This is a genomic window from Halarcobacter ebronensis (assembly GCF_013201825.1).
GTDB lineage: Bacteria > Campylobacterota > Campylobacteria > Campylobacterales > Arcobacteraceae > Halarcobacter > Halarcobacter ebronensis.
Genome location: NZ_CP053836.1, coordinates 1,433,447 through 1,457,300, shown reverse-complemented (window position 1 = coordinate 1,457,300; position 23,854 = coordinate 1,433,447). Strand labels below are relative to the sequence as shown.

The 23,854-nt window shown below is 28.5% G+C and carries 19 protein-coding genes; 11 read left to right on the top strand and 8 right to left on the bottom strand.

Annotation, left to right across the window (positions count from 1 at the left end; translation table 11 throughout):
- Positions 1-3 precede the first annotated feature (3 nt).
- The 4 genes from AEBR_RS07115 to AEBR_RS07100 are packed head-to-tail and all read right to left on the bottom strand — an operon-like array spanning position 4 to position 3,693.
- A complete protein-coding gene (locus tag AEBR_RS07115; RefSeq protein WP_128978498.1) occupies positions 4-651 on the bottom strand; it encodes a potassium channel family protein in 648 nt (215 codons plus the stop codon).
- Entirely contained in the window at positions 648-1,973 is a 1,326-nt protein-coding gene (locus AEBR_RS07110; RefSeq protein ID WP_172658873.1) for a TrkH family potassium uptake protein, read from the bottom strand. Before AEBR_RS07110 ends, AEBR_RS07115 begins: the two co-directional genes overlap by 4 nt.
- A gap of 8 nt (positions 1,974-1,981) precedes the next feature.
- Positions 1,982-2,665, bottom strand: a complete 684-nt coding sequence (locus AEBR_RS07105; protein ID WP_129087795.1) for a response regulator — start codon at positions 2,663-2,665, stop codon at positions 1,982-1,984.
- Positions 2,665-3,693 carry a sensor histidine kinase gene (locus tag AEBR_RS07100; RefSeq protein ID WP_129087796.1) on the bottom strand — a complete coding sequence of 343 codons (1,029 nt, stop codon included), beginning with the start codon at positions 3,691-3,693 and terminating at the stop codon, positions 2,665-2,667. Before AEBR_RS07100 ends, AEBR_RS07105 begins: the two co-directional genes overlap by 1 nt.
- A gap of 281 nt (positions 3,694-3,974) precedes the next feature.
- Here AEBR_RS07100 and AEBR_RS07095 point away from each other — a divergent pair, with 281 nt between their 5' ends.
- Complete coding sequence (locus AEBR_RS07095; RefSeq protein ID WP_172658872.1) at positions 3,975-6,377, top strand: methyl-accepting chemotaxis protein; 2,403 nt, start codon at positions 3,975-3,977, stop codon at positions 6,375-6,377.
- Between the two features lie 11 nt (positions 6,378-6,388).
- Here AEBR_RS07095 and AEBR_RS07090 read toward each other — a convergent pair whose 3' ends face one another.
- Complete coding sequence (locus AEBR_RS07090) at positions 6,389-6,952, bottom strand: flavin reductase family protein (protein ID WP_129087798.1); 564 nt, start codon at positions 6,950-6,952, stop codon at positions 6,389-6,391.
- Between the two features lie 123 nt (positions 6,953-7,075).
- Between AEBR_RS07090 and AEBR_RS07085 the strand changes: the two genes are divergently transcribed.
- The 8 genes from AEBR_RS07085 (at position 7,076) to fumC (ending at position 16,833) form a co-directional block, all read left to right on the top strand.
- Positions 7,076-8,365 carry a M20/M25/M40 family metallo-hydrolase gene (locus tag AEBR_RS07085; protein WP_129087799.1) on the top strand — a complete coding sequence of 430 codons (1,290 nt, stop codon included), beginning with the start codon at positions 7,076-7,078 and terminating at the stop codon, positions 8,363-8,365.
- 11 nt (positions 8,366-8,376) lie between these two features.
- Positions 8,377-9,459: an ABC transporter permease gene (locus AEBR_RS07080; RefSeq protein ID WP_129087800.1), complete on the top strand. Its 1,083-nt coding sequence runs from the start codon at positions 8,377-8,379 to the stop codon at positions 9,457-9,459.
- Positions 9,460-10,182 (top strand): ABC transporter ATP-binding protein, encoded by a 723-nt coding sequence (locus AEBR_RS07075; RefSeq protein ID WP_129087801.1) that lies wholly within the window; start codon positions 9,460-9,462, stop codon positions 10,180-10,182. It begins immediately after the preceding gene.
- Positions 10,183-10,193: 11 nt separating this feature from the next.
- Positions 10,194-11,126 carry an MlaD family protein gene (locus tag AEBR_RS07070; protein ID WP_129087802.1) on the top strand — a complete coding sequence of 311 codons (933 nt, stop codon included), beginning with the start codon at positions 10,194-10,196 and terminating at the stop codon, positions 11,124-11,126.
- Positions 11,116-11,709, top strand: coding sequence for an ABC-type transport auxiliary lipoprotein family protein (locus tag AEBR_RS07065; protein ID WP_164969508.1), 594 nt, complete (start codon positions 11,116-11,118; stop codon positions 11,707-11,709). Before AEBR_RS07070 ends, AEBR_RS07065 begins: the two co-directional genes overlap by 11 nt.
- A 38-nt stretch (positions 11,710-11,747) precedes the next feature.
- Positions 11,748-13,658 carry a sensor histidine kinase gene (locus AEBR_RS07060; RefSeq protein WP_172658871.1) on the top strand — a complete coding sequence of 637 codons (1,911 nt, stop codon included), beginning with the start codon at positions 11,748-11,750 and terminating at the stop codon, positions 13,656-13,658.
- Positions 13,659-13,830: 172 nt separating this feature from the next.
- Positions 13,831-15,321 carry a fumarate hydratase gene (locus AEBR_RS07055; protein WP_172658870.1) on the top strand — a complete coding sequence of 497 codons (1,491 nt, stop codon included), beginning with the start codon at positions 13,831-13,833 and terminating at the stop codon, positions 15,319-15,321.
- Positions 15,322-15,435: 114 nt separating this feature from the next.
- Complete coding sequence (gene fumC / locus AEBR_RS07050; RefSeq protein WP_129088445.1) at positions 15,436-16,833, top strand: class II fumarate hydratase; 1,398 nt, start codon at positions 15,436-15,438, stop codon at positions 16,831-16,833.
- 27 nt (positions 16,834-16,860) lie between these two features.
- Here the strand turns inward: fumC and AEBR_RS07045 are convergent, their stop codons facing one another.
- The 3 genes from AEBR_RS07045 to AEBR_RS07035 form a co-directional block, all read right to left on the bottom strand.
- On the bottom strand, positions 16,861-17,322 hold the full coding sequence (locus tag AEBR_RS07045; RefSeq protein WP_129088444.1) for a NifB/NifX family molybdenum-iron cluster-binding protein: 462 nt from the start codon (positions 17,320-17,322) through the stop codon (positions 16,861-16,863).
- Positions 17,323-17,574: 252 nt separating this feature from the next.
- On the bottom strand, positions 17,575-20,517 hold the full coding sequence (locus AEBR_RS07040; protein WP_172658869.1) for a methyl-accepting chemotaxis protein: 2,943 nt from the start codon (positions 20,515-20,517) through the stop codon (positions 17,575-17,577).
- 203 nt (positions 20,518-20,720) lie between these two features.
- Positions 20,721-21,068: a hypothetical protein gene (locus tag AEBR_RS07035; RefSeq protein WP_129088261.1), complete on the bottom strand. Its 348-nt coding sequence runs from the start codon at positions 21,066-21,068 to the stop codon at positions 20,721-20,723.
- Positions 21,069-21,188: 120 nt separating this feature from the next.
- Between AEBR_RS07035 and AEBR_RS07030 the strand changes: the two genes are divergently transcribed.
- The gene (locus AEBR_RS07030; RefSeq protein WP_129088260.1) at positions 21,189-21,890 is read left to right on the top strand and encodes a class I SAM-dependent methyltransferase; all 702 of its coding nucleotides are present in this window, start codon (positions 21,189-21,191) and stop codon (positions 21,888-21,890) included.
- Between the two features lie 4 nt (positions 21,891-21,894).
- Positions 21,895-23,844, top strand: coding sequence for an NAD-dependent DNA ligase LigA (gene ligA / locus AEBR_RS07025; protein ID WP_129088259.1), 1,950 nt, complete (start codon positions 21,895-21,897; stop codon positions 23,842-23,844).
- Positions 23,845-23,854: the final 10 nt, after the last annotated feature.

Here is a 23,854-nt window from a genome sequence, read left to right as displayed (position 1 = left end):
TGCTTATAACTCTTGATAAAAACCATCTATATATTTTGTCTCTCCAAGTAAAATGAGTTGATCATCTTTTTCTACTTTGTAGTTTGAATCAACGCAAAAGAACCACTTGTCACTACTTTTATAAGCTACAATTTTAAAGTTGTTATACTCTTTTTCTATACTTGTAATTGTTTTTCCAACTAAATTATCCCCAACAACTAGTTTAACACCTTTTATGCTATCACTAATATCTATCTCCTCAATAGGTATATCGTCCACAAATTTTTTAACCAACATCCTTCCTGCAATTTTTTCAGGATAGATAACTTTAAATGCACCGATTTTAGCAAGAATCTCCCCGTGGGTATTTGTAATAGCTTTTGCAATAATTCTTTTATTATTCAGATCTTTTAGCGCCATTACGGTTAGAATACTTGCTTCAATATTCTCACCTATACTTACAATTACTGTGTTAAGATTATATATTCCCACCTCTTCCAAGGCTTGTTTACTCGTACTATCAATAACAAAGGAGTTATCAACATATTCACTTATCTCTTGAACCTTTTTTTCATCATTGTCAACAGCAATAACTTTTACATTTAGTTTTGACATTGACTTTGCTATATAAAATCCAAATTTTCCTAATCCTATAACAGCAATAGTTTTCATATGATTATCCTTTCTGTAGGGTATTTATAGTGTTTTGTTTTTGCTTTGCCTAGAAGGACAAGACCAAAACCAAAAACTCCAAGTCTTCCAGCTAACATCATTACAATTATTACACTCTTTCCAAATGTATCAAACTGTTGGGAAAAGCTTAATATGCCATTATTCCCTGTTGATAAACCAACTGTACCAAAAGCAGAAGTTACTTCAAAAAGTATCTTTAAAAAGGGTAAATTTTGAGTCTCTACAAGAATTAAAGTTGCAAAAAGAACAAAAAAGGAAGAACATATAATAATAGCTAAAGCTCTATTTATAACCTTTTGCTCAATAGTTCTTTTAAAAATACTTGGTTGCTGATTACTCTCTTTTAAAATATATAAAACTGTAACAATTAATATTGCAACAGTAGTAATTTTCATACCTCCTGCTGTACTTCCTTGTCCAGCACCAGTCATCATAAACAGAGTTGAAAAAAACAGAGAAGACTCTTTTAATGAACCTATATCTATTGAGTTAAAACCACTTGTTCTAAAATTTATAGAAAGGAAAAAGGAGTTTAAAATCTTTTCATAAATGCTTAGAGGACCAAAAGTTTTAGGATTGTTCCACTCAATTGATAAAAAAAGAATCATCCCTGCAACTATTAATATAAGAGTTCCTATAATCATCAACTTTGTATTAATTGTATATCTTCTAGATAATCTTCTATTTTCATATATTTCAATTAAAACAAAATAACCAAGACCTCCAAAAATTACCAAAAAACTAATTGTAATAAGAATAATTGCATCATCTTGAAATCCACTGAAACTGTCAGAAAAGAGTGAAAACCCAGCATTATTAAAAGCACTTATACTATGAAAAACTCCATACCATAGAGAATCAAGAAAATCGTACTTTTTAAAAAATTGTAAAGAGAGAACAATGGCGCCTATTAATTCAAAAAGAAGAACGGAAAGAAGAATCTTCTTTAAAAATGATATTACATGTAGATTTGGTAACTCCAAGGATAGTTTTAAAGCTCTTTTTTCATCAATATTTAGACTATGTTTTATAAATATAAAAAAGATTACAACCAAAGACATATACCCTATTCCACCCATTTGAATAAGAGCTAAGATTATCAAATCTCCAAGCAAAGTGAAGTTTTCAGAGGTACTTGTTACGCTAAGTCCAGTAACACAAGCAGCACTTGCAGCTGTAAAAATTGAATCTATAAAGGAAAGGTCACCCTTATGACAAATAGGTAGAGCTAAAATAATTCCACCTAAAAAAATCATCAAAAGATAGCCAATAAAAATCGATTTTACATACTTATATTCCATCAAAACTCTTAATCAATTGAAAACCTATAACCTATGCCTGAAACTGACTTTATCAATTTCGGTCTTGTGCTATTAATTTCTATTTTTTTTCTTAAAGTATTTACATACGTTCGTAAGTATTGCATCTCATTTTGATAACCAATTCCCCAAACCTCTTCTAATATCTGTTTATGTGTTAGGGTTTTATTTGAATTTATAATAAAATATTTTAATAGGTCATACTCAATAGGAGTTAATTTTAATAATTCACCTTTTAAGATTACATCCCTTGAACTAATATCTAACTTTAGTTCACCAACTTCATAAACCTCTTTTAGAGCCTCTTTATCACTATGCCTTCTAAGATTTGCTCTAATTCTTGCAAGAAGTTCATTTACAAAAAAAGGTTTAGTCATATAATCATCAGCCCCAGCATCCAATGAAGCAACTATTTCACTCTCATCATCCCTTGCTGTAAGGACAATAATTGGCACTAAAGAGAGTTCTCTAATACTTTTAATAAACTCTTTTCCATCCCCATCAGGAAGCCCCAAATCCAATACTATCAAATCTGGTTGATGGCTTAAAAACATTGTCATTGCAACTCTGCGATTTTCACATGAGATATAACTAAAGTTGTACTCTTTAAAGCTTATCTCTAAAAGTTTTCTTACTGATATGTCATCTTCAATAATCTGTATTAATTGTTTCATTATATTCTAACTTTTTTTATTATTGGCAGATCAACTTCAATTGATATACCATTATTTTTTGCTATCGCTTCTATTTTTCCATTATGTAGTTTTACAATACTTTTACATATTGACAAACCAATTCCACTTCCTAAAATATCATTTGAATCTTCTGCTCTATAAAATTTATCAAAGATACTTCTTAATTTCTCTTTATCAATAATCTCATTTTCATTAAAAATTTTAATCTTTACATGTTTTTTATAGTTTGTTATCTCAAAATAGATTTTAGTGCCCTTTTTAGAGTATTTAAAAGCATTGTCTAGCAAATTTATAAATAGTTGTGTTAGTAGAGTATTGTCACCCCAAAATAGGCTTAGTTCATCAATCTTTATAATAAGTTTTTCATCATTTTGCATTTGTGAAAACTCATCTAATGCAACACCTAAAATATCCTCAAAATCACACCATTGGTGTTTTATATCAATATTTTTATTTGATAATCTTGTACTATCTAAAATATTTGTTATTAATCTTTTCATTCTTTGAGAAGAGTAGTTTATATCCTCAAGAAGGCTATATTTACTCTTTTCATCCAAATTTGAATTTGAAAGCATTAAATTAACACTTCCTTGTATTGTTGATAGTGGAGTTTTTAAATCATGAGAGATAATATTAAGCAAACTCTCTCTTATCTCATTTTGTTTCTTTTGAGAGTCTAAGTTTTTTGCCTGATAAGTTATAATTCCACCTATTACCCCAAAAAATATAAAACTTAAAATATGATAATCATTGTGTACTGAAAAACTATATAGTGGTGGGATATGAAGAAAATTTAAAAGAATTACACAGATAAAAGCGATCAATAAAGTTGATCTTAATTTTCCATTGATTGCAACAATTATTACAGGAATAATATGTAATAAAGTAATATTAATAACATCTAAATGATTTCTAAAAAGATGACTTATAAGTGTAATAAAGATTAATAGACCAAAAATATTAACAATATATTTATGCTCTTTGTATTTTGAAAAAAGTAATTTCATTTTAAACTTTTAATAATTTAATAAACATCAATAGTGTCAAAAGTGACAAGACCAAACACATTACAATATTTGAAACAGCCATTTTTAATACCTTCTTTCTATTTTACTACTATTATATTTTAGATAATGTAAAAAGAGAATCAAAAATTCATAAATAAAATAAAAGTTTTATAAAGAAAATATAAAGATTTTATGAAATAAAGCAATTAATAATACTAAATTAGTTCCTTAATAACAAAAATTTCGCTAAAATAAAATTGATAATTAATCAAGGAAAAAAAATGAAAAGTATTAGTTTTGGTAATAAACTTCTAATCAAAGTGTTAGGTGTGACAATTGTTGTATTTGCAACAACTATGTTTTTTGTTGCAAAATATTCTTATGAAGCGGCAGGAGAGGATGCAAATACTTATATAAAAGAGAAGGCAGATAAGTATGCTAACCGTATCAAGGGTAATATTGATTCATCTATATCTGTTGTAAAAACTCTTGTTTCAGAATTTCAAGAAGCAATTAATTACAATAAAAAGCTAAATGATGAAGAGACAATTGCAATGTTAACTTCTGTTTTAAAAAACAATGATCAAATACTTGGACTTTGGTGGTCAACAAAAGAACCTGATGTTCTCTTCAATATAAAAGAGGATGGAAAGCAGATTCATAAAAATTGGTATACAGAAAAAGGAGAATTTAATCCTTATGTTACCCGTTCAAAGAGTAAAATAATTGTTCAATTAGGTTCAGAATATAATGAAGAAAATATTTGGATAAAAGGTCCCAAAGAGGCAGGAAAACTCTTTATAACAAAGCCTTATGTATACAAAATTGATGGAGTTGATACTCTTATGCTTACTGTTGCAGCACCTCTTTATAAAAATGGAGAGTATGTAGGTGTAATGGGAGCTGAACTTGAATTGAAGAGCTTTGTAGAGATGACAAAAGATGCAGATTTATATGAGAGTGGATATTTTTTCATTTTAGATCATTATGGAATAGTTTTAGGGCACCCTGATAATAGTTATATTGGGAAAACTATTTTAGAAAGAACAAATAATAGTAAAAGTTATGTGACAGTAATCGATAAAATGAAAGAAAACAAACCATATTCTTACTCAAAAATTTCAAATAGTACCGGATTAGAAGCTACTTATTATTCAAAACCTTTTAATATTAAATCTGCTGATGTAAATTGGGGAGTTGTAGTAACCGCTCCTGTAAATGAGTATATGGGAAATGCAAACCATATTAGAAATTTTTCAATTATTGCTTCTATAATTGCTTTTATAATTATTGGTTTCATTATATATCTAAGTGTAAGACAATTAAAAATAAACCTTGATAAAATAACAAATGGTCTTAACTCTTTTTTTGATTACTTAAATAAAGAATCAGATAATACAAATCCAATCACTCTTGATTCAGATGATGAATTTGGACAAATGGCAAACAGAATCAATACAAATATAGATAAAATTAAAAAATCAATTAATGAAGACAATATTCTAATTGAAAATGTAAAAGAGATTGTTAATAGAGTTGGAGAGGGATATTTAGATAAAAAAATCTCAAAAAATAGCCAAACAGATACATTAAATGAACTGAAAAATCTATTTAACAATATGCTTGAAAATCTTGAAAAATTAGTTGGTACTAATATAAATATATTAAGTCAAACTCTAGAAAAATACTCAGAAAGAGATTTTACAGTTAAACTAGATGAGAGTAGATCTGGAATCATTGGAAAAGAGTTAATGAACTTAAATAAAATGATGACTGAAATGTTACAAGATAATCAAAGAGATGGTTTTTCACTAAAAGGAAGTTCTGATGAATTAACAAGAAGTGTACATACTCTAAGTAAAAATGCAACTGAACAAGCGGCTTCACTTGAAGAGACAGCTGCTTCAATTGATGAAATAACTGGAAATATTAAACACACAAGTGAAAAAGCTCAAGAGATGTTAAATGTCTCAAGTCAAACAAAAAATTCTGCAGCTGAAGGTAAAAAACTTGCAAATGGTACAGTTAGTGCAATGGATGAGATAAATGAAACTGTATTAAATATTAATGAAGCAATCTCGGTAATTGACCAAATCGCTTTCCAAACAAATATTCTTTCATTAAATGCAGCTGTTGAAGCGGCAACTGCAGGGGAAGCAGGAAAAGGTTTTGCAGTTGTTGCCCAAGAGGTTAGAAATCTAGCAAGTAGAAGTGCAGAAGCAGCTAAAGAGATAAAAGAGTTAGTTGAAAGTGCTACACAAAAAGCAAGTAACGGTAAAAATATCAGTGCAAAAATGATAGAAGGTTTCTCTCAACTTGAAGAGAGAATTGAGTTTACAAATAACTTGATTGATGATGTTTCAAATGCGGCAAAAGAGCAAACAATAGGAATGACTCAAATAGCTGATGCAATGAATCAACTTGATAGATTTACCCAAGAAAATGCTGCAATTGCAGATAAAACAAATGGTATTGCAAAAGAGACAAACAGTATTGCTTTAGATGTTGTAAATAATGTTGATAAAAACAACTTTGATGGAAAAAATTCTGTTAAACAAAATACAACACCAGCTCCTAAAAAAGAGAAAGTAGTAGAAAAAAATGTTGTTCAAAAACCAACTGTTAAAAAAGATACTGTAATTAAAGCTAAAAAAGAGGACGAAGATGAGTGGGAGAGTTTTTAAACTCCCCCCTCTTATAGATCAACCATTGCTTTAAAATAAGCTCCATTTCTTCCTAAATTATCAACATAAACATGTGATTTTTCATCCAACCTATTATCTTCAATATACTGTTTTTTTATCTCCAAAATAATTGGAGTAGTTTTCCCTGGAATATCAACTTGTGAATAAAACTGACAAAAAAGTGCACTTTGAGAAGAACTAATCATAGCAGGATAATCCTCTAACACTTTTTTTGTTTTTATACTATATTTTTCAATTTCACTCTCATCTTTTTCTAAAGGCATTGCACAGTTTTTTGCATCTTCACAGTTATCTTTATTTACAAAACATATAGTTGCTTTTTTATGTTTTAAAATATTAAAAAGGGTATCTTTTGGACCTCCATCCTCTTTTTTACCTATTGATACAATTACAACAGCTGGATTTGAAGACAAAGGAACAAAATAAGAAAAAGGAGCAGCATTTATAACTCCTTCATCTTCTGTTACTATCCAAGCAATTGGTCGTGGAACAACAGTATCTGACATAAGTTTATATCTGGTTAAATCATTAACTTCTTCATAATCTAAAATCATTTAATTTCCCCTATTTTTTGATAATAATATTATAAAAAAGAGTTAAAGTGGAGCTTAAAAGAGTATCATTATAGAATATAATTTTAATAAAAATTAGTTATAATTTTTCAAAAAGGTATAAAGTTGATAAGTGTTATAGAGATTTTCAAAGAGATTACAGCTATTCCTAGATGCAGTGGTACATATGAGCCATTTATAAACTATATAAAAGATTTTGCTTCAAAAAATGATTATGACTGTTATGTGGATAATTATCACAATATTTTATGTAAAAAAAGCAATTCTAAGGCTAAACTATCAATACAAAACCATTATGATATTGTTTGTCTAAAAGAGAATTGTATCCCTACTATTATTGAAGAAGATGGATTTTTAAAGGCAAAAGAGTCAACTCTTGGTGCTGATAATGGCATTGGATGTTCTTATATGCTTTGGCTAATGACACAAGGATACGATTGCGAATTTTTATTTACTTCAGATGAAGAGATAGGTCTTATTGGAGCAAATAATTTAGAGCATCAACTAAACGCAGATTATATGCTAAATATTGATAGTGAACAAGAGGGTGAAATCTGCATAGGTTGTGCTGGAGGAGTTGATATATTTGGTAAAAGTAGTTTTAAAAGTATTATAGAAAATGAGGAAAATTATAAACTATATGAAGTTGAAATTTCAAATCTTCCAGGGGGTCATAGTGGTGTTGATATTCATAAAAATGTTCCAAATGGAATCAAACTTATTGGGGAACTAATTGTTGAAAACAATGCTCTTTTACTTGATATAAATGGGGGAGAGAGAATTAACTCTATTCCTGTTAATGTTAAAGCGATAATCGCCTGTAAGCATAAACCAAAGGAGATTCCTCACGATAACATACGTATAAGAAAAATTGCCACTAAGAGTGAACACTTAAATGTATGGGATAGAAATATTGCCACTTTTATTTATACATTTGCAAATGGAGTTAGAGCCTATGATGAAAAACTAGGAGTTGTTCTAAACTCAATAAATCTTGCAAAAATCACAACAAAGATTGATGCAATTGAGGTTGAATTAAGCGCAAGATCAATGGATAATGATGAGCTTAAAAAACTCAAAAAAGAGACTACTGTTCTTTTAAAATCTTTTGGTTTTGATGTTACCACAAATGGTAAATATTCTGCTTGGAGACCAGATATTAATGAGTTTACAAATAGAGTTTTAGATATCTATAAAAAATATGATGAAGATGCTTCTTTAGAAGCAATTCATGCGGGACTTGAATGTGCAATTTTTAAGAAAAAATTTCCTCATATGAAACTAGCTTCAATTGGACCAAATATTTTTAATCCTCACTCAAATAGAGAAAAGGTTGAGATTGCTTCAATTGAAAAATTATCAAAAATTGTAAAAGAGATAGTAGACTCTTTTTAGGTCTAAACATAATGAATATTTTTAAAATTGAAGGGCAATGGAAATATTTTAACTTAGAACCAAAGATAAAAGAGTTAAAAGAGTTTTACAAAAAAAATCTTAACTCAAAAACTCTTACTTTGGATTTTAAAAACCTTGAAGATATTGACTCTTCTGGAATTGTCCTTATTATTAGATATATTAAACTTTTTGAAAAAAATAGCACTACAGTTGAGATAATAAATATTAGCTCAATTCATAATAAAATGCTAGAACTTTATAAAACAAACTATGTACATAAAGAGAAAGATAAAGATACAAAAGAGAATTTTTTTGAAAAAGTTGGCAAAGAGATTTATGACTCTTATGATAGTTTTAAAGGTTTTTTATATTTTGTTGGAAAACTAAGTGTTTATCTCTTTTATTTAATCTCACATCCTAAAAAAATTAGATTTAAAGCAATTATAAATCAGATAGAGATTGCTGCCATTCCAATTTTACCTATTATTGCTTTGGCACTTTTTTTAGTTGGATTTGTAACTGCTTATCAAGGTTCAGACCAGTTAAATAAATTTGGTGCAGCAATTATTGTTATTGAGATGTCAACAATGTCTATGTTTAGAGAGATTGCTCCTTTTATAGCTGCTGTTATAATTGCTGGTCGTAGTGCCTCTTCTTATACAGCACAAATTGGAACAATGAGAATAACAGAAGAGATAAGTGCCATGAGAACAATGGGCTTTGATATTGATATTTTTCTTATTATTCCAAGGGTTATTGCTTTAATAATTATTCTTCCACTTATAGTTTTTTTTGCAGATATGGCTTCACTTGTAGGAGAGATGATTATTGTAAAATATCATTTAGGAATTTCGTATAGCCAATTTGTTGACAGAATTTATGAATATGTAGAGATTAGACATATTCTTTTGGGTATTCTAAAAGCCCCATTGTTTGGTCTTTTAATTGCTGTTATTGGTTGTTATAGAGGACTTCAAGTAAAAAGTGGAACTGATATTGGAAAATATACAACAAAAGCTGTTGTTGACTCTATATTTTGGTTGATTGTGGTTAATGCAATTATCTCACTTTTGTCTATTCAGTTAGGATTTTAGATGATAAAAGTTAAAAATTTATCAACTGCTTTTGAAGAGAAAATTGTACACAATAATATCTCTTTTGAGGTAAAAGAGGGAGAGATTTTTGGAATTCTTGGAGGGAGTGGAAGCGGTAAAAGTGTACTTCTTAGACAAATTATTATGCTTGATGAGATACAAAAAGGGAAAATAGAAGTATTTGATAAAGATATTAATAAATTAAGTATGAAAGAAAGAGAACAGATGAAAAAAGATTGGGGAATTCTTTTTCAATTTGGTGCCCTATTCTCTTCTTTAAATGTTATTGAAAATATTGGAATTATGTTAAAAGAGAATACTAAACTACCACAAGAGTTAATAGATGATATAGCTTACACAAGACTAAAGATGGTTGGTCTTGATGCAAGTGTTGGTTTACTTTATCCTGAAGAGTTAAGTGGAGGTATGAAAAAAAGAGTTGCCCTTGCAAGAGCCTTGGCCCTTGATCCTAAAATACTATTTTTGGATGAACCAACTTCAGGGCTAGATCCCCTTAGTGCAAAAGCTTTTGATACACTAATCTCTGAATTAAGGGAGCTGTTAGGCTTAACTGTTGTAATAATAACCCATGAATTAAATACAATAAAAAATGTTTTGGATAGATTTTTGATACTTTCAGACTCAAAACTTGCAATAGTTGGAACCTATGAGGATGCAATTAATGCAAATGATGCGGTTATTAATAGATTTTTAAAACTTTAGAAGGAAAAATTTTGGAAAATAAAGCAAAATATACAACTGTTGGACTTTTTGTTTTACTCTTTGCTGTTGCAATGGTTCTTTTTATTCTGTGGCTTGCAAGATATGATATGAAAGACAACCATGCAAAAGAGTATAGAGTCTATACTAAAACCTCTGTTGCAGGACTAAACAAAAATTCTATTGTTGAATACAAGGGTTTGGATATTGGAATAATAAAAGATATTAGAATAAATTCTGAGAATTTGGAAGAGATAGAGATTCTTTTGGAAATTACTAAACCTGAGCTTATAAAAATTGATACTTTTGTAACAATAGAGTCTCAAGGAGTTACAGGGAATAAACTTCTTGAAGTAAACGGAGGAATGCAAAGTTCAGAACTTCTACTTCCAGAAAATGGCAAAGATTTTGCTGTTATTCCTCTTAGTAAATCTTTTTTTGACAAGTTAACAAGCAGTGCAGATAATATTACACAAAATATTGAGAGAGTTTTAAATAGATTTGAGTTTTTACTTAATGAAAAGAATTTAACTAATATAGAAGAGTTATTAAAAAATAGTAATCTCTCTTCAGAAAACCTAAATAGAGTTTTAATAAAAATGCAAACGCTAATTGACAAATCTTTTACAAAAACTCTTAATGACTTAGATAAAGTTATTGAAAATGATATTTCAGCAAGTGCAAAAAATATTAATGAGTTATCAAAAAACTTTAATAGTGTGAGCTTAGATATTAAAGAGTTAATAAACAAGGATGTAAAAGATTTAATAGAGAATTTAAAAGATACAACAAAATCTTCTAAAAATATCGATGTAATAATAGACAAACTTGAAACAACCCTTGATAAGATTGATACCACCGTTGAAAACTTCAATAATGGTGGTGGAGATATGATATTTAAGACAAGAGAGATAAATTATGGGCCAGGAGAAAAAAATGAGAAATAGTCTAATTGCTATTTTAGTAGCAGCTCTGTTTAGTGGATGTATCTCAATTACTAAAGAGTTACCATCTTTTACCACATATAATTTATCAATTGAAAATAAGATAAACAATGATGATGTTTATATTGATAAAAGTATAAATATATATGAACCAAAAACCATAGAGAGTTTAAATAGTAGAGATATTTTATATGTTCAAAATGGTTTAGAATTTAATAAATATGCACTTAGTAAATGGCTTGACAAACCCTCTAAACTACTTCAAAAACAAGTTGCAAATTATCTTTCATTGACTAACTCATATAAATATATTACTACTTCAAATTTAAAAGTTGATAGCGATTACAGTTTAGTTAGTGAACTTGTAGATTTTTCTCAAGAGTTTAAAGAAGATGACTCTTTTGCAAAATTTTCAATTCGTATCTATTTAATTGATAATAAAAATGATAAAACATACTATAAAAATTTTGCATATTATGAAAAAGCACCAAGTAATGACTCTTTAGGTTTTGTTAAAGCAATGAATAAAGTAACAAATAATTTTTATGAAAACTTAAATATTTTTATAAAAAACAAATTGAAATAAAGATTAAATATAATATAATAATTATTCGAAGGACTTTAATGAACGATAAGAACGAAAGAATTATTCTTTTAATAATAAAATACACCCCACCTTTTTTTATTATATTTCTATCTATATTAATGTCTTTTATTCTCTTTAAAAGTAATAATAGTGTATATGAAAAAGAGAAAAATATTACAAAACAACAGCTAATTGAAAGTAATAAAAAAATTGTTAAAAGTGAAGTTATAAGACTTAATAGATACATTGACAATGAAGCTAACCAAATTGAAGAAAAACTAAAAGAGGCCCTAAAAAATAGAGTAAATGAGGCCTATACAATTGCTTTAAATATTTACAATAATAACAAACATTTAGGGAAAGAGGCTGTTACAAAAATAATCAAAGATGCCCTAAGAGATATAAGATTTAACAAAAATCGAGGATACTTCTTTATTCACTCATTTCAAGGTAAATGTATACTTCTTCCTATTGATTCATCAAAAGAGGGAAAAATTTTACTTAACTACAAAGATAAAAATGGAATTGCAGTAACAAATGAGATTATGAAAAAACTCAAAGAGAGAAAAGATAATGTTTATTTCACTTACTATTTTTATAAGCCAGGAGACAAATCTAAAGAGTATAAAAAAATAAGTTATAGTAAATATTTTAAACCTCTTGATTGGTTCATTGGAACAGGAGAGTATATTGATGATTTTGAAAATGATATAAAAGAGGATATTGCTTCTAAAATCAAATACCTAAACTCTTCTGAAATTATTAGTGACTATTATTTCATTTTTGACGCAAAGGGTAAAACTATTGATAATCATGAATCAATGAATAACCCAAATCAAAAATATACAAATCCAAATACCATTTCAAAAATAATAAAAGAGACAAAAGAGAAAAAAGAGACTTTTGTAACATATTTACAAGATAAAAAACCAGGAACAAATATGGCTACAAACAAAACAAGTTATATTATCTATAACTCAAGATTGGATTGGTTTATTGGAAAAGGTTTTTATGAGGATGAGATACATAAAATTATAAGTTTAGAAGAGAAAATTATTAGTAAAAGACTAAAAGAAAATCTAAAAAAACTGATTGTTTTAACAATTTTTCTAACCTTTGTTCTTCTTTTTGTTTCTTTATATATGTCAAATTTCCTTGAGAGAAAGTTTAAGAACTATAGAAAACAAATAGAGTCAAATCTACAAGAGATTACTAAACAACAAAATATCTTAGCCCAACAGTCAAAAATGGCTGCAATTGGTACAATGATAGGAAATATTGCCCATCAATGGAGACAACCACTCTCTTTAATATCTACAATTGCAACTGGTCTAAAGCTTAAAAAAGAGCTTGATACTCTAAGTGATGAAGATTTTTATGAAGGGATGGATAAAGTAAATGATACTACTCAGTATCTTTCAAAAACAATTGATGATTTTAGAAACTTCTTTAATTCAAATAAAGTTAAAAAAGAGTTTACCATAAAAGATGCTTTTGAAAACTGCTTTAACTTAGTTAATGTTCAATTTAAAAACCATGATATAAATATTATTGAAGAGATTGGTGAAAGTAAAATTTATGGAATTCAAACTGAATTAGTACAAGTTTTAATAAATATACTAAATAACTCAAGGGATGAACTACTAAAACTTGAACCTGAAGAGAAAAGATATATCTTTATTAATACAAAAGAGATTAATGATGAATTAATTATTACAATAAAAGATAATGCAGGTGGAATTAAAGAGGAGATTTTAGATAATATTTTTGAACCATACTTCACAACAAAACATCAGTCACAAGGTACTGGTATTGGACTTTATATGAGTGAAGAGATAATAGTAAAACATATGAGAGGAACTATTACTATTGAAAATGCAGAGTATGATTATAAAGGTAAACCATACATAGGTGCATTAGCTACAATCAAACTAAAAGTTTGTAACTAATTGTAAATATATTTATTAAAATCTAGTATAAAAAAACCTTTTACTAACAATTAAAATAGATTTGAATAAATACTTCCCATTACCATATCAAAATGAACTAAAAGTGACTTTTTTAAACTTTAATTACTTAAGATTTGATATAATAATTTAAATTTCACAAAAGGTATTTTTAATGGCTAGAATAACAGAAAACGATATAAAACAGAGTATAGCAGATGCAGTACAATATATTTCGTACTACCACCCAGAGGATTTTGTAAAAGGGATGGTAGAAGCATATGAGAAAGAGAAGAGTGAAGCTGCAAAAAATGCAATAGGACAAATATTAATAAACTCAAAAATGTGTGCAATGGGACATAGACCATTGTGTCAAGATACAGGGAGTGTAAATGTATTTGTAAAAATAGGAACAAAAGCCGAGCTTGATATAACAAATGAATTAGAAGATATTATAAACGCAGGTGTTGCTCAAGGATATACACATCCAGATAATACCTTAAGATACTCAATAGTAAGTGATCCAGCAGGTGAAAGAAAAAATACAAAAAATAATACACCAGCAGTAATTCACTATAGTATTGATAACTCAGATAAAATAGAGTTTACAGTAGCAGCAAAAGGTGGAGGAAGTGAAAATAAATCTAAATTTGCAGTGTTAAATCCATCTGACTCTATTTATGATTGGGTTATGGAAAATGTAAGAAATATGGGAGCAGGATGGTGTCCTCCAGGAATCTTAGGAATTGGTATTGGTGGAAATCCAGAAAAAGCAATGCTTATGGCAAAAGAGTCTTTGATGGGTCATGTTGATATTCATGAACTAAAAGAGAGAGGTGCACAAAATGCTCTTGAAGAGTTAAGACTTAAACTATATGAAGATATTAATAAAATAGGTATTGGAGCACAAGGACTTGGTGGTATTACAACTGTACTTGATGTTAAAATTTTAGATTACCCATGTCATGCAGCATCATTGCCAGTTGCAATGATTCCAAACTGTGCTGCAACAAGACATATCCACTTTGAATTAGATGGGAATGGAGCAGCTAAATTTAATAAACCAGATTTAGATTTGTGGCCAGATATTGAACTACCTATGGATACAATTAAAAGAGTAAATATAGAGGATTTAACAAAAGAGAAACTTCAAGAGTTTAAATCAGGAGATACTCTATTATTAAGTGGAAAAATCTTAACTGCAAGAGATGCAGCCCATAAAAAAATAGTTGAATATAAAAATGCTAATAAACCATTGCCAAATGGAGTTGAACTAAAAGATAGATTTATCTATTATGTTGGACCAGTTGATCCAGTAAGAGATGAGAAAGTAGGACCAGCAGGACCAACAACATCTACAAGAATGGATAAATTTACAAAAGATATGATGGAGATTGGTATTATGGGTATGATTGGTAAGGCTGAGAGAAAGCAACCAACAATTGATTTAATCAAAGAGTATAAATCAATGTACCTAATTGCAACTGGTGGAGCAGCATATTTAATTTCACAATCAATCAAAGATGCAAAAGTATTAGCATTTGAAGAGCTTGGTATGGAAGCTATTTACGAGTTTGACGTAAAAGACATGCCTGTTACTGTCGCTGTTGACACTGAAGGTAATTCTATTCACACTACTGGTCCAGCTAAATGGAGAACTATCTAAAATTAACTATACAATAAGAGGAACTTCTCTTATTGTAACTCACTAATTCAAACTTCCAATAAAAAATTAATTCAAAAGTGTTATAATCACATAAATTTCCAAGAAGGAGTCTTTATGGATTATAGAATTGAAAAAGATACTATGGGTGAAATAAAAGTTTCCAATAATAAATATTGGGGAGCACAAACTCAAAGAAGTTTAGAGAACTTTCCAATTGGTAATGAAAAGATGCCTGTTGAGATTATAAAAGGTTTTGCCTATTTAAAAAAAGCTTGTGCAATAGTTAATAATAACTTGAATAGGTTAGATGATATAAAGTGTGAAGCTATCACAAAAGTATGTGATGAAATAGTTGAAGGGAAATTAGAAGAAAATTTTCCTCTAGTTGTTTGGCAAACTGGTTCTGGAACACAATCAAATATGAATATAAATGAAGTCATTGCAAATAGAGCAAGTGAGCTTTTAGGAGAGGATTTTAGAGTTAAAAAACTTATACATCCAAATGATGATGTAAATAAAGGTCAAAGCTCAAATGATACTTATCCAACTGCAATGAGAATCTCTTTTGTTTTAGAGTTACAAAAAGCGTTGATTCCTGCAATTATAAAACTAAAAACAACCCTTGAAAACAAAAGTAATGAGTTTAAAGAGATTGTAAAAATAGGAAGAACACATCTTCAAGATGCCACTCCATTAACTTTAGGTCAAGAGTTTTCAGCCTATGTTGAAATGTTAAATAAAAGTTTAACTCAAGTAGAAGATAGTATGAAATATTTAGTTGAATTAGCGATTGGAGGAACAGCAGTTGGAACAGGACTTAATTCTCATCCCGCGTTTTCGCCAATGGTTTGTGAAAGTTTAAATACACTTACAAAGAGTGAGTTTCATTTTGTTTCTCACCCAAATAAGTTCCATGCCCTAACCTCACATGATGCAGAAGTATTTTTAAGTGGAGCTTTAAATGCTTTAGCTTCAAATTTAATGAAAATAGCAAATGATATTAGATGGCTTTCTTCAGGTCCTAGATGTGGAATTGGTGAACTTAATATTCCTGAAAATGAACCAGGAAGTTCTATTATGCCAGGGAAAGTAAATCCAACCCAAAGTGAAGCTATGACAATGGTTGCTGTCCAAGTTATGGGAAATCATACAACTATTTCCATTGCTGCAAGTCAAGGAAACTTTGAACTTAATGTTTTTAAGCCAGTAATAGCTTATAATCTTTTACAATCTATCAAACTTTTAAGTGATACAATGCTTGCTTTTAATGATAATTGTGCAGTTGGAATAGAACCAAATAGAAAAAATATTGATAAATATCTAAATGATTCACTTATGCTTGTAACTGCTTTAAACCCGTATATAGGTTATGAAAACGCAGCACTTATAGCTAAAACTGCCCATAAAAATGGTACAACTTTAAAAGAAGAAGCTATCAAGTTAGGATTATTAAGTAGTGAAGAGTTTGATAAATATGTTAAACCAGAAGAGATGACTTATCCAAAAAACTAAAATACAAAGCCTTAGGCTTTGTATCTATTATTTAAAAATATAAGGGTGTTTTGCTTTCATCTTTTTATGACAACTCTTATTATGTTCATGGCTATTTCCATCTTGTGCATGACTACTACAAGAAGTACTTTTTTTACCACTTTCATGATCTTTTATTATTAGTTTCAACTCATCATCAGAGAGCTCTTTTAAAAGATTTTTATTGAAACTATCAATTACTTCATCTGTTGTAACTCTGCCATCTCCAGCATAAAATACTTTTATATCTGTATTATGAATCTTATTAAAAGGTTTTGAACCCATCTCTTTAATAATAATCTTATCAACACCTTTTTCTAAGAACCAACTAACTAACTGTGAGCCTTTTTCATATGGGTTCTTTTCAATCTTCAACTCTTTTCCATCATAAAAAGCAAAATATTTTGCTTTTCCAAAAAGTGTTGATACTGCACTATTGTTTTTATCCGTTTTTAGAGGAAATGTAATCATTCTTATGCTCCTTTTTTATATAGTGACTATATAAGCTTTGAGTCATATTTATTAAAATCATCAAAATAAAAAAGTATATAAAACTCTTTTTCATCATATAAATCATCTGTTTCTCAATATTATTATAACTTTAACTTATAAATATCACAAATTAATGTTATAATTATATAACTATATTATTAAGTTAAAGTTAATTGATATATTATTTCAACTTATAATTATAGGAATAAAGAGAACATATTGATTTAAACTCTATTTATTTAGAGATAAATGTTCTTTTCTTACTAGTTTTGTATTTATAACAGCAATATCATTTAGATTATTAAAGACCTCAGTTGTAATCTCTTCAATCTCTTTTGCAACTTTTTTTAACTCATCATTATTTGCTCTATTACTATTTAAATCAACAAAAAGTTGAATTTTATTGTGAATTAAAAGATGTTTCTCTTTAAGAGTTTTCCATTCAGTTGTTGCAACTAACTCACTTTTTTGCTCTTCCAAAGTCCCCATCCATTTACCTAAATCACATAAATCTGAGCTTATAACAGTTATTGCCTCACGACTATTTAGTGTAGAAAAATGTTTTTTCTTAAAGTTAATATGGTCGTTTTTATATTTTGAGATAGATTGAATCAAATCCACATCATCAACCATGTAGTAGTATTTATCAGCAATATTTGCTTTCTCTGTAATTCCTAAAAGTCTAGTTGAGAGTTTTGCAACCTCTTTTGAGAGTTTATCAATATTTGTAGATGTCTCCGCATTTTTTTGCGTCATCTCATCTAAAGTGGTAATTGTCTCATTTATTTGAATCATCCCTTTTTCTTGTTCTCTAATTGCACTTGAGACATTATCAATAATCTCTTTTGTTTCAGTAATTTTGTTTGAGAGTTGTGTATATCCGCTTATCATATTTGTTGTAATATCTTTACCGTGAGCTGATTTTAAAGTCGCATCTTCAACTAAAGATTTAATTCTTTTTGCTGCTTCAGCAGACCTACTTGCAAGATTTCTTACCTCTTGGGCGACAACAGCAAAACCTTTTCCAGATTCTCCAGCTGTTGCCGCTTCAACAGCAGCATTTAGTGAAAGAATATTTGTTTGGAAAGCAATTTGGTCAATTACAGTAATTGCTTCACTAATTGCAGTTACTTTTTCATTTATCTCATCCATTGATTTTGCTGTTTTTGTAGCCTCATCATTTCCTTTTATAGCACTACTATTTAGTTCATCTGCAATTTGAAGCATTTTAGAGACATCTTCTCCGCTTGATTGCATATTTGATGTTATCTCTTCTATTGATGCTGCCGTCTCTTCAAGAGATGCCGCTTGTTCATTTGCCCTTAAAGATAAAGATTGAGAAGATGAAGATAAAATTTCAGTATTCTCTTCTAACTCTTTCCCTGCATTTGTAATCATGGCAATTAGCTGTGAAATAGATTGCCCTAATAAAATTGAACCAGCAGACAAACTTCCAAAATCTCCATACATCCCTACTCTTTGCTCTTCTGAAAGTCTAAATCTATATTTACCAAGGGCATAGTTATCTAATACTAGATTTATATTATCCACTTTTTGTTTTGTATATCTAATCATTTTATTAATAATTAATCTTAATGATTCAACCTCTTGTGTTGCACCTTTTTCATTTATACTATATTGTAAGAAACCATTTGAAACCTTCTCAACAACATCACTTATCTCAGAAACAACTCTTCTATCTTGTTCAATAATTTCTTTTACTTTTTCCATCTGATTATTCATATGAATATTCATCTGTGAAAACTCATCTTTTCCAGTTACAACTATTGGTTTTAAAGACTCTTTCTCTCTTATTACATATTGAAATGAGTACTCTAAACCCTCTTTGAAAATATTTAATTGTTTTACTATTTTTTTTGTAATAAGACTACTTACAATAAATACAATTAGTATAACAACAATTACAAAAACAAGTGTCATAATAAACCCATTTACCAAGCTACTATCTTTCTCTTTTATATAACTTTTTATATCCTCAGATATCTTTTCTCCATACTTCTTAAAATAATCAATTCTTTTTGTTGCAACTACAAACCATCTATTGTAATCTGAATCAAAAATAGTATTATTTAATTTAGCAAGAGCTTCTATTGCTTCACTGTTTTCTATTGATATTGCTGAATAGATCTCTTTTATACTTTTACCTTGTGAATACCCTTCTTGAATATCCAAAGTTGTTCCCATGTACTCATCAAAAGTATTTTTTATTTTTTTAATAAGTTTTTTCTCTTCTGTTGATATTCCTTCAACTCTTCTATATCTATTTAACTCTCTTAAAATACTTGAATGAAATCTTTGCATTTTATTTGTTATTGAATCATCACCTTTTAAAAGATAGTTACTATAGTTTTCAACTAAACCTCCAAAACCAGAGAGCTCATAAACTTTTTTTATAATCTCATCCTTTAAAGCTTTGTTCTCTATTATTTTTCTATAGTTTTCCACCTCATTACACTCCGAACAAGCTTTAAATTTTTCACTAAAACCTTTGTACTCTTCAACACTTAGCATCTTTTCAAAAATATCTAAGTATGTATTTTGTATTGAGATTAGTTTATTAAACTGCGAATAATCATCACTAAAAAGAACACCGTTTTCTAAGATTTGATATATTATTCTTCTCTCTTTAGAAGCAGCCTCTGTTATATTTACTAAAGAAGAGTATGCTTGAAGTTTTTTAGAGAGTTTTCCATCATTATTATAGACTAAAACGTCATTTATATAAAATAGAAGATGTGAGTTTAGACCTTGATAATAATTTAACAACTCATCATCACTAATTGCAATTGAGTCAACTTTTTTTCTTATTTCATCAATCTTTTTTAGATCTTCAACTACTTTTTTTGTTGAGCTTAAAAACTCTTGTGAATAACTTTTTGTATCAAAATTATCCAAATAGCTTAACAGCTCATTTTTATGATTGTTTGCCTCTTCTCTTAAACTACTTAACTCTTTATTGTACTTTTTCCCATAACTTTTTAAAAATATTAAACTGTACTCTTTCTCTTGTTGTAAAGTATTAAGAAGTTTCGTTGATTTTAATGATAAGTCAACATAACTAGATGTTTTTTTAATAGATTTTGTCTCTTTTACCTTTAAATATAGAGTCTCACCTGACATTAGTAATATTACAAGAATTGGTAAAATCAGCATAATTATTATCTTGTTTCTTAGGGAAAAGTTTTCCATTAAATCTCCAAATTAAAAAATCCAATGGAGTTTAACTAAGAACAATTACACTTTAGTTACAAAAATAATTTTTTATTTATAAAATTTTGTCAGGAGAAAGCCCAAAAGTAGTTATTTTTAAAAAACGATAAAATAATTTTTTAAATTTTATAATATTTTTTAAAATACTATTTAATTCTATTTCTTGCCAATTTAATATCACTTTGATATTTAAAAATCATATAATCAAAAAGTTTTGCAGATCTATTTTTATTAAAGAACATTGTCATTTCAAGCAATCTAAAACTTACTCTAAAAAAAGCTGTAAAGGGTATTAAATAACTGATTATTGTCTCATATTTTCTATATGGATAGTATTTATCAAACTCATTTTTTAGTCTACTTAGAATCTTGTTTTCATACAATAACTGCTCTTTTGTTTTTCTATTCATTGATTTTATGCCAATATAGACATTTAATATAAACATTAAAAAATTCAGACTCCATCCATAACCAAAAATCTCTTCATAACTCATATAAAATCTCTTTTCAAATTAAATAATGAAATATTATCCAATTTTTATTAAACATTATTATAAATATTTTTATTTGAAAAACAATTTATTTTTGTATAATACAAACTCTAAAGGAAAGATATGAAACTACAAGAAGAGAATATCCCATTAACAATTGACGAAATATTTATTGTAGAATCCCTGAATTTAAACTTTAAAACAATACTTGAACTTGGATGTGGTACAGCAGCAATGACTCAAAAAATTGCCACCAATGGACATACAAGAGAGGTAATTGCTTGTGATGTTGATGAGATACAACATAAAAAAAATTTAGAGCTTGATATAAAAAATATTAAATTTTTACTTTGTGGAGCACAAAAGCTTCCTATTAAAGATGAGAGTATAGATTTTGTATTTATGTTTAAATCTTTTCATCATGTGCCAAAAGAGTATATGAATGATGCATTAAGTGAAATAAAAAGAGTTTTAAAACCAAGGGGTATGCTTTATATATCAGAACCTTTGCATATGGGAAAACAAAATGAACTTGTTGCAATGTTTCATAATGAAGAAGAAGTTAGAAAAGATGCTTTTGAGTGCATAAAAGATTTTGTTGAAAATGAAGAGATGAAACTCTTTAAAGAGTTTTTCTTTCAAACACCCATTACTTATAAAAGCTTTGATGATTTTGTAAAAAGACAAATGCATAACACATATAATGAGATTAGTGTAAGTGATGAATTAAAACAAAAAGTAAATGATAAATATAATGAGTTTGGTGGAAAAGAGTTAACTTTACTAAAACCTTTTAGAGTTGATATTTTACAAAAAAACAGGTAATAAAATGACAATTGAAGAGTATGAATCAAATATATTAAAATTAATTGAGTGGGCACATGCTTATTATGTTGAAGATAATCCAATAGCAACAGATGAAGAGTACGACCGCCTTGCAAGAGCTTGTTTGGCTTATGAACAGGAAAATCCTTTATTATCACATCCAAACTCTCCAAATAAAAGAGTTGGAGGAGTTGTTTTAGAAGGTTTTGAAAAAGCTGCACACTTATCTAGAATGTGGTCTCAAGAAGATGTATTCAACACGCAAGAGCTTGAAGATTGGATAAATAGAGCAAAAAAAGTTAATACAAATCTGGAGTTTATGTGTGAACCAAAATTTGATGGGGCAAGTCTAAATTTAATATACGAAAATGGTGTACTAAAACAGGCAATTACAAGAGGAGATGGAAGTGTTGGAGAAGATGTTACAAACAATGTAAAAACTATTCACTCTATTCCACTTCAGATTAAAGAGAAATCTTTAATAGAGATTCGTGGTGAGATTGTAATTAGAAAAAAAGATTTTGAAAAAATAAATGAAGATAGGCTAAAAAATGGTGAACCACTCTTTGCCAATCCTAGAAATGCAGCTTCAGGAAGTTTAAGACAACTAGACCCAAGTATTACAGCACAAAGAAAACTCTATTTTAATGTATGGGGAATAGGACAACACTCTTTAGATTTTAAAAGAATGAGCGATTTAATGGAGTATATCTACTCTTTAGGTTTTGTTAAACCTCCTATGCACATAATAACTTCAACAATAGAAGGAATTGAAGAGTTATATCACAAAATTATAGCTAGCAGAGATAACTTTGAAATGATGCTTGATGGAATGGTAATTAAAGTAAATGATATAGAAACACAAGATGAACTAGGATACACAGTTAAGTTTCCTAGATGGTCATGTGCATATAAATTTCCAGCAGTAGAAAAAACTACAAAAGTTAAACAAATTATTCAACAAGTTGGAAGAACAGGTGTTATTACTCCTGTTGCTGTTGTTGAACCTACACTAATAGAGGGTTCAACAGTTGAGAGAGCAAGCTTGCATAACTATGATGAAATAGAGAGACTTGGTCTTAAATTAAATGATGAAGTTATTATTATTAAAAGTGGAGATATTATTCCAAAAATCACAAAAGTATTTATTGAAAGAAGAGATGGCTCTGAAACAGATATTAAAAGACCAACTTCATGTCCAACTTGCCAAAGTGAAGTTTTAGATGAAGGGACTATGATTAAATGCCAAAATCTAGATTGTCCAAGTAGAGTTGTAAACTCTATAATCTATTTTGCTTCTAAAAACTGTATGAATATAGATGGTCTTGGAAATAAAATTGTTGAACTTCTTGTAAAAGAGAAAAAGATCTCTGATATTTTAGATATCTACTCTTTAAAATATGAAGATTTGGAAAACCTTGAAGGATTTAAAGAGAAAAAAATAAATAACCTTCTAAATGCAATAGAAAATACAAAAGGAAGTGAACTTCACAGAGTTATAAATGCTTTAGGAATTGAGCATATTGGAGAAGTTGCTTCTAAACAAATCTGCTTAGAGTTTGGTCTTGAAGTTGTAAATATAGAGTATGACTCTTTGGTTGCCCTTGATGGAATTGGTGAGCAAATGGCTAACTCTTTTTGTGAGTTTATGAGAGTAAATCAAAGTTTAGTTCTAAATCTAATAAATATAATTAATCCAAAAGTTGAACAAAGAGTTGAAGCTTCTGAAAATCCTTTTAAAGGAAAAACTGTTGTTTTAACTGGAACTATGAGTAGAAGCAGAGGTGATATAAAAAAAGAGCTAGAAGCCTTAGGGGCAAAAGTTAGTTCCTCTGTATCTAAAAAAACTGATTATGTAATATATGGGGAAGAGGCTGGTAGTAAATATGATAAAGCTATTGAACTAAAAGTAAAAGCAATAACAGAAGAGGAGATGAAAGGGATGCTTATATAAGCTATCCTTT